The following is a 13,618-nucleotide window of genomic DNA, read 5'->3' on the forward strand; positions in this document are numbered from 1 at the left end:
GGAAAGGCACCACATGACAGGGGACCCCCCGCCCGACCCGGCCGAGCGTTTCGATGAGGTCTTCGACGCCTACTTCGCCGAGATCCATCGGTACGCGGCCAAGCGGCTCGGCCCGGACGCCGCCGCGGACGTCGCGGCGCAGACGTTCCTGGAGGCGTTCCGGCATCGTCGGCGCTACGACCCGATCCGCGCGAGCGTGCGCACCTGGCTGTACGGCATCGCGACCAAGGTGGTCGGCCGGCACCAGCGGACCGAGACGCGCGCGCTGCGGGCGCGCGCCCGCCTCGGTCCCGGCCGCGACGCCGAGGAGCACACCGAACGGGTCGACACGCGGGTCAGCGCCCAGGGCCTTCGTGGCGAGCTCGCCGGGGCGATCGCGGCACTGCCGCGCGGGCAGCGCGACGTGCTGCTGCTCGTGGCCCTGGCCGACCTCAGCCACGAGGAGGTCGCGGCGGCACTGGGGATCTCCTATGGCACGGTCGGCTCCCGGCTGAACCGTGCCCGAACCAAGCTGCGCAAGGCGCTGGGCGGGACCAATCCGATGCTCACTCTGGAGGAACAACATGGATGAGGTGCGGATGGTCCGGGACGCCTACCCCGAGCCCGCTCCACCCACCGCCCGGGACATCGCCCGGGCGAAGGCCCTGCTGACCAAGGCGCCGCGCCGTACGACGCCCCGCCTGTGGTGGGGGCTCGGCGGCGTCGTCGCGGCGGGCACGGCCGCGACCGTGGCGATCACGCTCGCCGGAGGTAACACGACTTCCGGGACGAACACGCCCGCGCCGTCCGGCACGGTCCGGCTCGACACCAGAAGCGCCTTCCTCGCGGCGGCGACGAAGGCCGAACAGCAGCCGACCGGAAAGTACTTCTACGCCGACGTCGTCGAAGGTCAGGCCTACATCATGCGACCCAAGACGGGGACCTACGCGATCACCGGTGCGACCACGGAGGATTTCGTCTGGACCGGCGCGAAGCGCGGCATGGGTGAGGCGTACTACGGACGCGACCTCCCCGCTCACCCGGTGTCCGACCAGGACAAGGCGCTCTGGCGCAAGGCCGGGTCGCCGACGAGTTTCCGCGTCTGGTCCGGCGATGCCTACCACACCTACACCGCCAAGGCGACGAAGTGGAGCTCGGACGGCCCCAACCGCGGGATCATCTCCAAGGGCGGCGGAGAGTTCATGGGCCAGTCGACCGAAAAGCTGCAGAAGCTGCCGACCGACCCCGCCGAGCTCGCGAAGATCTTCCTGAGCGACTCGAACAAGAAGATGGGTATAGCGGCGAAGCTGCCGCCGGCCGCGACGGCCAACCTCAAGATGCAGAAGGTGGCGGGCCTGGTGGGATGGACTCCGACGCCGCCGAAGGTCCGGGCGGCCCTGATGCGGGCGTTGGCCGACCAGCCGGGCGTCCACGCGATCGGGCGCGACACCGACCCGCTGGGCCGCCAGGGCGTCGCGCTGGCCGCCGGCGAGATGACGGCGACGCGCACCGGCGAGTACGGCGGCCCGAAGGCCGAGCAGGGGACCTACCGCTGGCGCAAGGTCGACATCTTCGATGAGCACACCGGCGCGCTGCTGTCCGTGCAGACCGAGCTGACCAAGCCGGGAGGCCCGTACTCGGAGATGAAGCCGGGCTTCATCATCGACTACCAGGCCAACCGCTCGGCGGCCTGGACCGACACCAAGCCGACACCGCCGCCCGCGCTGCCGTTCGACCTCCGCTAGGACCGGAGTGTGGGGCCCGGGAGCCGTCCTGGACGGCTTCCGGGCCCGACGTGGGTCAGGAGGACTTCAGGGGGATCTCGAACCAGACGGCCTTGCCGTCGCTGGTGGGGCGGGAGCCCCAGCGGGCGGCGAGCTGGTCGACGAGGTAGAGGCCGCGGCCGCCCTCGTCGGTCTCCCCCGCGCTCCGGATGCGGGGCAGGCGCATGTCCTTGTCCAGCACCTCGACCCAGACGGCCTTCTCGCCGCGCCGCAGCCGGAGGGTGAACTCCTTGGTCACGGGCTCGCGCCGGCGCAGGTCGGGCAGGTCCCAGGTGTCCTCGAAGCCGCCCGGGCCGTCAAGGCCCAGCGCGCCCTCGAGCACGAACTCGCGCCGGGGCGCCGGGGTGTTGGCCGCGTGCAGCACGACGTTGGTGACGACCTCGGAGACCAGCAGGCAGGCGAGCTCGGACTGCTCGTCCAGCATCCCCCAGTCGGCGAACGTCTCGGCGGCCAGCCGGCGCGCCTCCGACACCATGATGGGCTCGGCGGGGAAGGTGCGCTCCTCGACGTGCAGCCGGCTCGGCGCAGTGCGCACCACCACGATGGCCACGTCGTCGTCGATGTCGCCGGGCACGGCCTCGTACGCCGCGTTGGCGATCGCCTCGACGCCGCCGCGCGCCGCCTTGCGGACCGCTTCGTACAGGAGCTCGCGGGCCTCTTCGCGGCTGTGGTGGTCGCCGTCCTCCTTCGGGCGGCGCTCGATCAGGCCGTCGGTGTAGAGGACGAGGGTGCTGCCGGGCGGCAGTTCGCGGGTCTCCTCTTCGTACCGGATGTCGCCACCCAGGCCCGGCTGGCGGACGCCGAGCATGGCGCCCCGGCCGGTGGCCTCCAGCTCCCCCACCTCGCCGTCGAGGACGAGCAGCGGCGGCTGGTGACCGGCGTTGGCGAAGGACAGGATCCGGGACCACGCGTCGTACACGAAGTAGGTGACGGAGACGAGCGGGGTCTCCTCGCCCTCGGGGGCGCCGGAGCGGACCGGGGTGCTCATCGTGCGCACCCACTCGTCCAGCTTGGTGAGGATGTCGGCCGGCGGCTTGTCGTCCTGGGCGAACGCGCGCAGCGCCGCCCGCAGCTGTCCCATCACGGCGGCGGCACGGGCGCCCCGGCCCTCGACGTCGCCGATGACCAGGCCGACCCGGCCCGCGGACAGCGGGATCACGTCGTACCAGTCGCCGCCGACCTGCGTCTGGATGCCCTGCCCGTGCGACTCCAGGGGACGGGCCGGCTCGTAGCGCCAGGCGATCTCCAGGCCGTCGAGGGCGGGCGGCCGGTCGCCCGGCAGGAGGTACTTCTGGAACGCCAGCGCCGTTTCCCGCTCCTCCTCGAACAGCATCGCGTTGTCGATCGCGAGCGCGACCCGGCTGGCGATGGCGCCGACGAGGTCGCGGTCGAACCCGTCGTAGTGCGGATCGGGCCGGACGGTGACGCCGGACAGGGCCAGGCTCATCACGCCGAGCAGCTCCCCGCGCGCCAGCAGGGGGGCCGAGATGATCGACGTCACGCCGACCTCCTCGGCGAGCCGCTTGCTCGCCGGGGTCGGCGCCTTGATGTAGTCGGCGACGACGTCCTCGATCAGCACCGCGTCCCGGCGGGCCATGGCCTTGGCGTTGAAGTGGCCGGGCGGGTACTCGACGACCTCGCCGGGGTCGGCCCAGGTGCCCGGCGGCGGGGTCCAGGTTCCGGCGTGCCGGGACACCCGGCGGACGAGCTTGTCCCCGCTGAACAGGTCGATGAAGCAGTGATCGGCGAACTGCGGGACCAGCGTGTCGGCGACCCGGCGGAGCGTCTGCGGCAGCTCCAGCGAGGCGGCCAGCCGCTCGCCGACGCGCTCCATCAGGCCATAGCGGTCCTGGTCGCGCTGGTTGCTGCGCAGTGCCTCCCGGCCGAAGATGACGATGCCCTCGATGCCGCCCGAGGGGTGGCGCAGGGGGACGGCGTACGCGCGGGTGTAGATGGTGCTGCCGTCGGCCCGGACGTTGCAGAAGGTGCCCTCCCACACCGCGCCGCGAAGCACCCGCCGGCCCAGGTCCTTGGCCTGCTCGTGGTCCTCCTCGGCGACGCCGAGGGACAGCCACGACCGGCCGATGTACTCGGGGCCGCCGAATCCGAGCAGGGTCTCGGTGAAGGCGTTGGTGTAGAGGACGTTGCCGAAACGGTCACAGACGATGACCGCCATCTCGACGGCGTCCAGCACGGTCTTCGGCGGCAGGAGCGCATCGACGGGTAGGTCACGCCAGCGCTTCATGAACGTGTCACCTTGCGATCGCTCACTCGGCCCCCCGGATGTGGTCGCCCCGGACTATTGAACGACGAACGCCGCGCCGGGATACGTCGAACCGGCAACTCAGCGCTTCGATACGAAGACGTGAGAGGCGACAAGGCGCGAGATCTCGACGGGGTGGCTGTCGGCTGTGTCGTCACACGTCACTCGGATACCGTCGTCGGCGGCCGCAAGCGTCACCTCTCGTCCCGGTTGGATACCGATCTCCTTGAGTTGCACCATCAGCGCGCGGTCGCCCTGCACCTGCTCGCTGATCCGCTGGACGACCACCGGCACGCCGCCCGCGGTCGCGACCTCGGTCATCAACTCCAGCGGCTCCGCCGTCCGCGCGTCCGCCCACGCCTTGACGTCGGCGCCGAGCTCGGCCAGGCCGGGGATGGGGTTGCCGTGCGGGCACGTCGACGGGCCGTCGAGCAGGGTGACCAGCCGCCGCTCGACCTCCTCCGACATCACGTGCTCCCAGCGGCACGCCTCGACGTGGACGTCCTCCCAGGGCAGGCCGATCACGTTGACGAGCAGGCACTCGGCGAGGCGGTGCTTGCGCATGACCCGGACGGCCAGCGACCGGCCCGTGTCGGTGAGCTCCAGGTGGCGATCGCCCTCGACCTTGAGCAGGCCGTCGCGCTCCATCCGCGCGACGGTCTGGCTGACCGTCGGACCGCTCTGCGAAAGCCGCTCGGCGATGCGCGCGCGAAGGGGGACGATGCCCTCCTCTTCGAGCTCGAAGATCGTCCGGAGGTACATCTCCGTGGTGTCGATCAAGCCGTGTGCGGTCAAGGCTTCCTCCAGTCTCGCCCCATGCTACGGCGGATCAGCGACGGTTGGGGAACCGAAGACGGCGGGGGGCGATCCACTTACTCTCTTTGGTGAAGAACGTCCGTTGCGGACCTGGTCTTCCCACCGGGTTCAGGCCCCCACCCTGGGTAGATTGAGCGCGCCATGACACGTTTCGAAGGAGCCGAGCGCTACGTCCCGGCGGGGACGGATCTCGACGGTCTACGGCGCGCGGTCCAGGACTGCCGAGGCTGTGACCTGTACGAGAACGCCACCCAGGCGGTGCTCGGGTCGGGCACCGCGGCGGCGCGGGTGGTGCTGGTCGGCGAGCAGCCCGGTGACCAGGAGGACCGGCAGGGGGCGCCCTTCGTGGGCCCGGCCGGCCGGCTGCTGGACAGGGCGCTGGCCGAGGCGGGCATCGAGCGGGGCGATGCATATGTCACCAACTCGGTGAAACATTTCAGATTCCAGCAGTCCGGGCCCGGGAAGCGCCGTATCCACCAGACGCCGGACGCCGCCCACATCTCGGCCTGCCGGCCGTGGCTCACCACCGAGCTGCGGATCATCGACCCCGAAGTGATCGTGGTGCTCGGCGCGACGGCCGGCAAGGCGCTGCTGGGCCCCTCGTTCCGGGTGACGAAGCAGCGCGGCCAGCTCATCCCGCGCCCGCCGCTGGACGACGAGTCGGCCACGCAGAACGGCTTCTACGTCCCGACGATCCACCCGTCGGCCGTCCTGCGCGCCGACGACCGCGACGCGGCCTTCGCCGGCCTGGTCTCCGACCTCAAGGTCGCCGCCCAGGTCCTGCACTGACCCTAGGCCCGGCGGCCCGTACGAGCGGGGCGACCTACGGGGACGCGACCGATCGGCCGATCGCGGAGCGGGCCGGTCAGCCGGACAGGGCGGTGCCGAAGGCGGCCTTGGCGGCGGACAGGCCGGCGGACCTGCCGCCGAACACCGTCATGCCCGCGATGCCCTGCCCGGGGTAGATCGAGACACCCCCGTCGCCACCGTTCTCGCCGGGGGCGCCGACGGCGAGGTCCAGCTTCGTGTCGCCGTCGAGGTCGGCCAGGGACAGCGCGGCGCCGTAACGGTCGCCGGTCTCGGCGACGCCGGGCACGCCCTCGGTGTCCTGGCTGAACGAGGTGGAGCCCGCGGCGAGGTTCCAGTGGGCGTCGCCGTGCAGGACGGTGACCGCCCCGGCGTCCCGGCGTTTCCCGATGTCCTCGCCGGGGGCGCCGACGACCACCTCGGCGTGCCCGTCGCCGTCCCGGTCGCGGGCGACGACCGCGGCGCCGAACTCGTCGCCCCGCTCGCCCTTGCCGGGCACGCCCTTGGTGTCCTGACCGTACGCCCGGGGGTGCCGCAGGTCCCCGCCCGGGTAGATCTTCACGACTCCCCCGTGGGCCCCGGCGGGGTCGCCCGCGACGACGTCCCCGCGGCGGTCCCCATCGACGTCCGCGATCGCCAGGCCGCCGGTGGACCCCACGCTCGCCGTCTCGGACACCGCGCGCAGGCCGGTCTTCGAGCCGTGGAGGAGGCGGAGGACCCCGTCGGCGTTCCAGGCCGCGTCCGCGTACCCGTCGCCGTTCAGGTCCCCGGCCGCGATCGCGACCTTGCGGGCGGTCCGGCCCCTGACGGTGGCGACGACCTTCGGGGCGCCGGTGGCGAAGCCGATGACCAGGAGCGCGGAGTTCCCCGCCGCGAGCAGTTCGGGACGCCCGTCGTGGTCGACGTCGCCGACCGCCAGGGCCCGGCCCGCCCCGTCTCCGGGGGTCAGAACGGCCCGGCGGCTCAGGCCCGACCTGCTCCCGGTGAAGATTTCGATCGTGCCGTGGCCGGGCGCGCCCACCGCCAGATCCGTACGCCCGTCCCCGTCGAAGTCCGCCGTCGCGACCGCCGTCCCGAACGCCCCTCCGGACCGGAGCGGGGCGAGGACCTGGTGGTGCCCGAGGTCGGCGCCGTCCCGTGAGCCGTACACGACGGTCACCCGGCCGCCGCCGCTCGCGGCCGGCGCCCCGATCGCCAGGTCGCCGTGGCCGTCGCCGTCGAAGTCGGCGACTCCGGGGGTACGGGCGGCCGCGTGGGCGGGGGCCGCGCCGAGCGCCGCGGGCAGGCCGATCAGGGCGAGCGTCATCGCCGCTCGCAGGCGTCGCTGCATGAAGGTCCTCGGTTCCGGGCGGGTCGGAAGATCACTTAGGCGGTGCGAACGGTAGTGCGCCGGTCGCGCACGGGCAACGCCCCGCCACGGCGAGTCCTCTCAACACCCGGCCGCAGCCGGTCCCCGCGACGCCCCGCCGCGGCGAGCCCCCTCGGCGGCCCGCGGCCGCCCGGTCATCCGTCCGTGGTGTACCGGAGGAAGGACGGGACGGCCAGTCCGACGAGGACGACGAGGATCGCGCAGGCGAGGCCGCCGCCGACCCAGGACGCGGTCGCGCCGGCCGCGGCGCCCACCGCGCCGGCGCGCAGGTCGCCCAGCCGGGGACCGCCCGCGACGACGACCGTGAACACCCCCTGCAGGCGGCCGCGCATCTCGTCGGGGGCGTACGTCTGCAGGATCGTCTGCCGGAACACCGCCGAGACGAGGTCGGCCGCGCCGCCGAGGGCGAGGAACAGCAGGGCGAGCCAGAGCGCGTGCGCGAGCCCGGCCGCCGCCACGGCCAGCCCCCAGGCCGCGATGACGGCGATCAGGGCGATGCCCTGGCGGCGGATGCGGCCGATCCAGCCGGACAGCAGGCCGCCGACGACGGCGCCGACGGCGATGGCCGCGACGAGCCAGCCGACGGCCTCCTCGCCGCCGAACCGGGTGTCGGCGACCTCCGGGAACAGCGCCCGCGGCATGGCCACGCCCATCGCGATGATGTCGACGACGAACGACATCAGGAGCACCGGCCGGGTCACCAGGAACCGCAGGCCCTCGATGACCGAGCGCAGACCCGGACGGCCGGTCTCGTCCCCGAGCGGCGGCATCGCCGGCAGGCGGATCGCGGCGTACAGCCCGACCGTGAAGAGCACGGCGTCGATGCCGTACGCCAGCGCGTACCGGCCGTTTCCGATGACGACGCCGGCCAGCACGGGACCGATGAAGGTGGCGGTCTGGGACGCGGTGAAGTTGAGGGTGTTGGCCGCGGGGACGAGTGTGACCGGCAGCAGACGCGGGATCACGGCGCCACGGGTCGGCGAGGTGATCGCGAACCCGACCGACTGCACGACGACCAGCCCGATGATCAGTGGAACGTTCCTGACGTGGAGCAGCGCCTGGACGAACAGCCCCAGAGTGGACGCCCACGTGACGAGGGAGGCCAGGACGAGCAGCCGCCGGCGGTCCATGGTGTCGGCGACCGCACCGCCCCACAGTCCGAAGACGATCAGTGGGACGAGGTTGGCGGGACCGAGCAGCCCGACCCACAACGAGGACTTCGTCAGGTCGTACACCTGGACGGAGATCGCCACCGAGGTGAGCTGGAAGCCCGTGAAGGAGACGGCCTGCCCGAGCCAGAGCCGCCGGTACGCCGGGTGGGCGAGCGGACGCGTGTCGATGGCGGCCCGCCGCGCCAGTCCGCCCAGCCGCGAGGGCCGGGCGGGGGGCGGCGCCGGAGAGGGGGCGTCCTCGGCGCGGGAGTCGAGCTCGGAGGGGGGATCGGGGTTCGGACTCACGGCCTAAGTCTCTCGATGACCCATTCGACCCCCTCGTCCGGGTGTGCGCGGCGGTAGCGAAGCCGATCGTGTAGGCGGTTCGTACGCCCCTGCCAGAACTCCACGGACGCCGGGAGCACCCGGTAACCGCCCCAGAAGTCCGGCATGGGCACCTCGTCCGGCCAACGCGCGGCCAGCTCGGCGAACCGGCTCTCCACCTCGTCGCGATGGGCGACGACCGCGGACTGGTACTCGCTCGCCCAGGCCCCGAGCTGCGAGCCGTGCGGCCTGGTGCGGAAGTACTCCTCCGACTCCTCCCGCGACAGGCGCTCGGCGACGCCCTCGACGATCACCTGCCGGCGCAGCGGGTGCCACGGGAACAGCAGGGCGACCCGGGGGTCCGCCTCGATGGCCCGCGCCTTGCGGGACCGATGATTGGTGAAGAAGCGAAAACCTTCCGGGCCGTACCCCTTCAGCAGGACCGTCCGCGCGCTCGGCCTCCCGTCGGCGTCGACGGTGGACAGGATCATGGCGTTCGGCTCGGGCAGACCGGCGCCGACGGCGTCGGTGAACCATGATCCGAATTGCGTCAGCGGGTCGGCCGCGAGGTCGCGGGCATGTAGGCCCACACCGGAGTACGACTCACGGAGGGCGGCGACATCAAGGTGCTCCACGACAGGACATCCTCTCGCGAGAGACCATGGACGACGAGACAAGGTTCCCGCGAGAGTTGCCCAAACGGAAAGAATTGCGCATCTCACACCCCCCCGGGTACGGCTCACGGAGGATGAAGCGGTTCAATTACCAGTTGGCGTCTGTACATCAAGGGGACGAAAGGCAGGACAGAACATGTCCGACTTCAAACCCGGCCTCGAGGGTGTTGTGGCCTTCGAGACTGAGATCGCTGAACCGGACAAGGAGGGCGGGGCTCTCCGGTACCGGGGAGTGGACATCGAAGATCTCGTTGGCCGCGTCTCCTTCGGTGACGCATGGGGGCTGCTGGTCGACAACAGCTTCACCCCCGGCCTGACTCCGGCCGAGCCGCACGTGCTGCCGGTGCACTCCGGCGACGTGCGCGTCGACGTCCAGAGCGCGCTGCCGATCATCGCCCCGGCGTACGGCATGCGCCCGCTGCTGGACATCAGCGACGAGCAGGCTCGCGAGGACCTGGCCCGTACGTCCGTGACCGCCCTGTCGTTCGTGGCGCAGAGCGCCCGCGGCCTCGGCCTGCCGATGGTCCCCCAGAGCCGCGTCGACGAGGCTGGGACGATCACCGAGCGGTTCATGGTCCGCTGGCGCGGTGAGCCGGACCCCAAGCACGTGAAGGCCATCGACGCGTACTGGGTCTCCGCCGCCGAGCACGGCATGAACGCCTCCACCTTCACCGCCCGCGTCATCGCCTCCACCGGCGCCGACGTGGCGGCCTCGATCTCCGGCGCGATCGGCGCGATGTCCGGCCCGCTGCACGGCGGTGCCCCGGCGCGCGTCCTGCCGATGATCGAGAAGGTCGAGCAGCTCGGTGACGCCCGCAAGGTCGTGACCGACATTCTGGACAACCACGAGCGGCTCATGGGCTTCGGCCACCGCGTCTACCGCGCCGAGGACCCGCGCGCCCGCGTGCTCCGCCGTACTGCCAAGGAGCTGGGCGCGACCCGCTACGAGGCGGCCAAGGCCCTGGAGGACGCCGCGCTGGCCGAGCTGCGGGAGCGTCGTCCCGACCGTCCGATCGAGACGAACGTGGAGTTCTGGGCCGCGGTGATCCTCGACTTCGCCGAGGTTCCGCCGCACATGATGCCGGCCATGTTCACCTGCGCCCGTACCGCGGGCTGGGCCGCGCACATCCTGGAGCAGAAGCGCACCGGCCGGCTGGTCCGTCCGAGCGCCCACTACGTCGGCCCGGCGTCCCGCCCGGTCACCGACGTCGCAGGCGCCTCCGAGGTGCTCGACAGGCGCTGAAGAAGTCCCGCTCCGTACGGCCCGTGATGCTCCCCGCGCCACGGGCCGTTTCGCGCGGAGGGAGGATCAGGCCATGTACACCGGCCCTCGCGACGAGGAACCCGACGAGCGCGACCTCGAGCTGCTGCGGTACGAACGCGAGCGGCGCGAGCGCGCCCGGCGGCGTGACGCGGCCTCCTGGCGGATCATCGCCTGGGTGATGGCCGGGGCCCTGGGGCTGCTGGCGTACGACTCCGGCGGCGCGGCCCTGGACGCCCACCGGTCGGGCCGGCCGTGGCTCTACCCGGCGACCGTCTCCGTCGCCTGCGCCCTCGGCCTCCTCGCCCTGATCGCCTGGTCCGTCCGCCGCCGCTGAACCGGAGGCGGCCCGGCCCGGCGTCTTGGGCGCTCCGCCGCCGCTAGGCCCTGGCGACCGCACCGGCCCGGCGTCTCAAGTCCTGGAAGGTCCGCTCCGAAACCGCAGGCCTGAACTAGGCTTGCTGCACGTGACCGACATCGTGATCCCCGACAGCCTCAAGCCCGCCGACGGCCGCTTCGGCTCCGGGCCGTCGAAGGTCCGTCTCGAGCAGCTGGCCGCCCTGGCGGAGTCCGGCTCGACCTACCTCGGCACCTCGCACCGGCAGCGGCCGGTCAAGTCCCTCGTGGGACGGGTCCGTACGGGACTGGCGGAGCTCTTCTCGCTGCCCGACGGGTACGAGGTCGTCCTCGGCAACGGCGGCACCACGGCGTTCTGGGACGCCGCCGCGTTCGGGCTCGTACGGGAGCGGTCCCAGCACCTGGTGTTCGGGGAGTTCTCCTCGAAGTTCGCCAAGGTCACGAAGAAGGCGCCCTGGCTGTCCGACCCGTCGGTCATCCAGAGCGGGCCCGGAGCCCACCCGGCCCCGGTGGGGGACGACACGGTCGACGCGTACGCCTTCACCCACAACGAGACCTCCACCGGCGTCGCCATGCCGATCGAGCGGCCGTCGGACTCGGGTCTGGTGCTCGTCGACGCGACCAGCGGCGCCGCGGGCCTGCCGGTCGACGTGGCCGAGACCGACGTGTACTACTTCGCGCCGCAGAAGGGCTTCGCCTCCGACGGCGGCCTCTGGCTGGCGCTGATGTCCCCGGCCGCGCTCGCCCGGGTCGAGGAGATCGCCGCGTCCGGCCGCTACATCCCGGACTTCTACGACCTCACCATCGCGATCACCAACTCCCGCAAGGACCAGACCTACAACACCCCCGCGGTGGCGACCCTGCTGCTCATGGCCGAGCAGATCGAGTGGTTCCTGGAGCGCGGCGGCCTGGAGTGGTCGACCGGGCGCAGCGCCGACTCCGCGCGCCGCCTCTACACCTGGGCGGAGAAGACCTCCTACACCACGCCGTTCGTCGCCGACCCCGCCCACCGCTCGAACGTCGTCGGCACGATCGACTTCGAGGGCGTCGACGCCGCCCAGGTCGCCACGGTGCTGCGCGCCAACGGCATCGTCGACACCGAGCCGTACCGCAGCCTCGGCCGCAACCAGTTGCGCATCGCGATGTACCCGGCGATCGACCCGGACGACGTCGAGGCCCTCACCGCCTGCGTCGACCACGTCGTCGAGCGCCTCTGACGCCACCGTTGCAAGCGCCGCACGCCGCTCCGCCCGTGACGACCACCGCGGAGCGGCCCCTCTCCCCCGCCCGCCGCCCGCGCCCCGCCAGGACGGCCTGACGCGCATCACTCTTCGGTCGTGTCCCCGCCCGGCCGCCACGCGGCGAGGAGATCATCCGGGCCGAACACCGAAACGCCGGTGACACCCGCGTCGACACCGTTCCGGGAGATCGCCAGCAGGGGCGTGGAGTCGTCGGCGCCGGGCAGCTTCGACCGATGCACGATCAGCCGCCCGAGGTCCGCGCCACCGAACGGCCGTTTCTCGAGCCACTTGATCGACCCCACGCAGGTGACGGCCTTGGCCACCGGCGCACGGTCGGCGCCCACCACGTCGATCTCCGGGTCATTCGTCCGTGTCCAGTAGCCACCGACGGCCTGCGTCCCCTCGGGAAGGCGATCCGGCAGGCGGCGCAGCGCCTCCCGGATCACCGGCTCGACGGCCCGTCCGCGCCACGTCGTCCACGACCGCCGGATGCGCCCCATGACGAGGTCCCCACGCCCCCGCTCGATCTCCGAAATGTACGGGCCGAGGTGGGCGAGCCAGAATCGTAGGTGCGGATCAGCGACCGAGTACCGGCTCTCCCGGGACGGCTTCACGGACAGCGGGACGTCCACGTCGACGATGCGCTTGGTGACCAGCAGGTCCAGCGCCCGGGTCAACGAGGCATGCGCCAGATCACCCGCCGCCCGGCCGATCTGCGTGAACGTCCGCTCCCCCGACCCGATCGCGCCCAGCACCCGCCGCGCCTGCGAGTCGGCGGGGAACTCTGCGGCCAGCGACCGCTCACCGCTGACCAGCAGCGCCGAAGTGGGATCGGTGACGGCCTCGGCAAGGTAGTCCAGTGTGGAGAGCCCGCTCGGCCACTCGTCGAGGATCAGCGGCAGACCCCCGGACACGAGGTACGCGTCGAACGCCTCCGCCGCCGGGAGGTGAAGCATCGTGGCCGTGTCCGCCGGGCTCAGCGGCGGCACCACCATCTCGGTCGCCCGCTGGTGGAAGGGGCGGCCGTACTCGTTCAACGCCTCCATCATCGCCAGATCCGACCCGACACAGATCAGGAACACCGGGCGCCGAGCCAGCTCCCGATCGAAGATCTTCTGCAGGGTGCCCTCAAAACCCGGATCGTTCGCGATGAGGTAGGGCATCTCGTCGATGACGACCACGCTGGGCCGATCCGGCAGACCACCGGCGAGCAGGCGAAGTGCCGCGTCCCAGGTCCGTGGCGACTGGTCGGCGAACAGCGCGGCGGCCGGCAGGTCGCTGCCGGCGACGGCCTCGGCGAAGAGCGCCAGATCGGCTTCGACGCTCGGCTGGGCCGAGGCCGTGAAATAGACGTACGGCACTCCGGCGCGGTCCACGAACTCCTCAACGAGCCGCGACTTACCGACCCGCCGTCGCCCGCGCATCAGCAACGCCCGCCCCGGCCGCCCGGCCCGACCCCCGCGAGCGACCCGCCCGAGCATCCGATCGAGCACCGCAAGCTCACGCTGACGCCCAATGAAGTCATTCACACATCGATGATACTTCCAATGATGGAAGTATCATCGATGAAAGTATCATGTCGAGGATGGCCA

The 13,618-nt window shown here is 72.1% G+C and carries 12 protein-coding genes; 6 read left to right on the plus strand and 6 right to left on the minus strand.

Annotated features, from left to right (window positions below):
- Positions 1-13: 13 nt before the first annotated feature.
- Both AB0L00_RS09415 and AB0L00_RS09420 read left to right on the plus strand, forming a co-directional pair.
- Complete coding sequence (locus AB0L00_RS09415; protein WP_345355115.1) at positions 14-571, plus strand: RNA polymerase sigma factor; 558 nt, start codon at positions 14-16, stop codon at positions 569-571.
- The gene (locus AB0L00_RS09420; protein ID WP_364430658.1) at positions 564-1,724 is read left to right on the plus strand and encodes a CU044_5270 family protein; all 1,161 of its coding nucleotides are present in this window, start codon (positions 564-566) and stop codon (positions 1,722-1,724) included. Before AB0L00_RS09415 ends, AB0L00_RS09420 begins: the two co-directional genes overlap by 8 nt.
- 55 nt (positions 1,725-1,779) lie before the next feature.
- On the opposite strand, the gene AB0L00_RS09425 is transcribed toward AB0L00_RS09420, so the two are convergent.
- Positions 1,780-4,008: a SpoIIE family protein phosphatase gene (locus AB0L00_RS09425; RefSeq protein ID WP_364430660.1), complete on the minus strand. Its 2,229-nt coding sequence runs from the start codon at positions 4,006-4,008 to the stop codon at positions 1,780-1,782.
- 99 nt (positions 4,009-4,107) lie between these two features.
- Positions 4,108-4,821 carry a metal-dependent transcriptional regulator gene (locus AB0L00_RS09430; RefSeq protein ID WP_364430662.1) on the minus strand — a complete coding sequence of 238 codons (714 nt, stop codon included), beginning with the start codon at positions 4,819-4,821 and terminating at the stop codon, positions 4,108-4,110.
- Between the two features lie 162 nt (positions 4,822-4,983).
- Here AB0L00_RS09430 and AB0L00_RS09435 point away from each other — a divergent pair, with 162 nt between their 5' ends.
- Positions 4,984-5,631, plus strand: coding sequence for a UdgX family uracil-DNA binding protein (locus AB0L00_RS09435; RefSeq protein ID WP_364430665.1), 648 nt, complete (start codon positions 4,984-4,986; stop codon positions 5,629-5,631).
- A 76-nt stretch (positions 5,632-5,707) separates the two neighbouring features.
- On the opposite strand, the gene AB0L00_RS09440 is transcribed toward AB0L00_RS09435, so the two are convergent.
- The 3 genes from AB0L00_RS09440 to pdxH all read right to left on the minus strand — a co-directional run bounded on the left by AB0L00_RS09440 (position 5,708) and on the right by pdxH (position 9,128).
- On the minus strand, positions 5,708-6,979 hold the full coding sequence (locus AB0L00_RS09440) for an FG-GAP and VCBS repeat-containing protein (RefSeq protein WP_364430668.1): 1,272 nt from the start codon (positions 6,977-6,979) through the stop codon (positions 5,708-5,710).
- 173 nt (positions 6,980-7,152) lie between these two features.
- Positions 7,153-8,475, minus strand: coding sequence for an MFS transporter (locus tag AB0L00_RS09445; RefSeq protein WP_364430671.1), 1,323 nt, complete (start codon positions 8,473-8,475; stop codon positions 7,153-7,155).
- Entirely contained in the window at positions 8,472-9,128 is a 657-nt protein-coding gene (gene pdxH, locus AB0L00_RS09450; protein ID WP_364430674.1) for a pyridoxamine 5'-phosphate oxidase, read from the minus strand. The genes AB0L00_RS09445 and pdxH overlap by 4 nt, the downstream gene beginning before the upstream one ends.
- A gap of 175 nt (positions 9,129-9,303) precedes the next feature.
- Here pdxH and AB0L00_RS09455 point away from each other — a divergent pair, with 175 nt between their 5' ends.
- From AB0L00_RS09455 to serC, 3 genes are all read left to right on the plus strand, one after another.
- Positions 9,304-10,410, plus strand: coding sequence for a citrate synthase 2 (locus tag AB0L00_RS09455; RefSeq protein ID WP_364430677.1), 1,107 nt, complete (start codon positions 9,304-9,306; stop codon positions 10,408-10,410).
- Positions 10,411-10,483: 73 nt separating this feature from the next.
- Complete coding sequence (locus AB0L00_RS09460) at positions 10,484-10,765, plus strand: hypothetical protein (RefSeq protein ID WP_364430680.1); 282 nt, start codon at positions 10,484-10,486, stop codon at positions 10,763-10,765.
- A 130-nt stretch (positions 10,766-10,895) separates the two neighbouring features.
- Positions 10,896-12,002: a phosphoserine transaminase gene (gene serC, locus AB0L00_RS09465; RefSeq protein ID WP_364430683.1), complete on the plus strand. Its 1,107-nt coding sequence runs from the start codon at positions 10,896-10,898 to the stop codon at positions 12,000-12,002.
- A gap of 107 nt (positions 12,003-12,109) precedes the next feature.
- Here serC and AB0L00_RS09470 read toward each other — a convergent pair whose 3' ends face one another.
- On the minus strand, positions 12,110-13,555 hold the full coding sequence (locus AB0L00_RS09470) for a DUF234 domain-containing protein (RefSeq protein ID WP_364430686.1): 1,446 nt from the start codon (positions 13,553-13,555) through the stop codon (positions 12,110-12,112).
- Positions 13,556-13,618 lie beyond the last annotated feature (63 nt).

Source organism: Actinoallomurus sp. NPDC052308 (assembly GCF_040679195.1).
In the GTDB taxonomy this organism is placed as follows: domain Bacteria; phylum Actinomycetota; class Actinomycetes; order Streptosporangiales; family Streptosporangiaceae; genus Actinoallomurus; species Actinoallomurus liliacearum.

Coding starts and splice junctions, on each gene's coding strand:
- AB0L00_RS09415 (WP_345355115.1), top strand. CDS start 14: ATGACAGGGGACCCCCCGCCCGACCCGGCCGAGCGTTTCGATGAGGTC.
- AB0L00_RS09420 (WP_364430658.1), top strand. CDS start 564: ATGGATGAGGTGCGGATGGTCCGGGACGCCTACCCCGAGCCCGCTCCA.
- AB0L00_RS09425 (WP_364430660.1), bottom strand. CDS start 4,008: ATGAAGCGCTGGCGTGACCTACCCGTCGATGCGCTCCTGCCGCCGAAG.
- AB0L00_RS09435 (WP_364430665.1), top strand. CDS start 4,984: ATGACACGTTTCGAAGGAGCCGAGCGCTACGTCCCGGCGGGGACGGAT.
- AB0L00_RS09440 (WP_364430668.1), bottom strand. CDS start 6,979: ATGCAGCGACGCCTGCGAGCGGCGATGACGCTCGCCCTGATCGGCCTG.
- AB0L00_RS09455 (WP_364430677.1), top strand. CDS start 9,304: ATGTCCGACTTCAAACCCGGCCTCGAGGGTGTTGTGGCCTTCGAGACT.
- AB0L00_RS09460 (WP_364430680.1), top strand. CDS start 10,484: ATGTACACCGGCCCTCGCGACGAGGAACCCGACGAGCGCGACCTCGAG.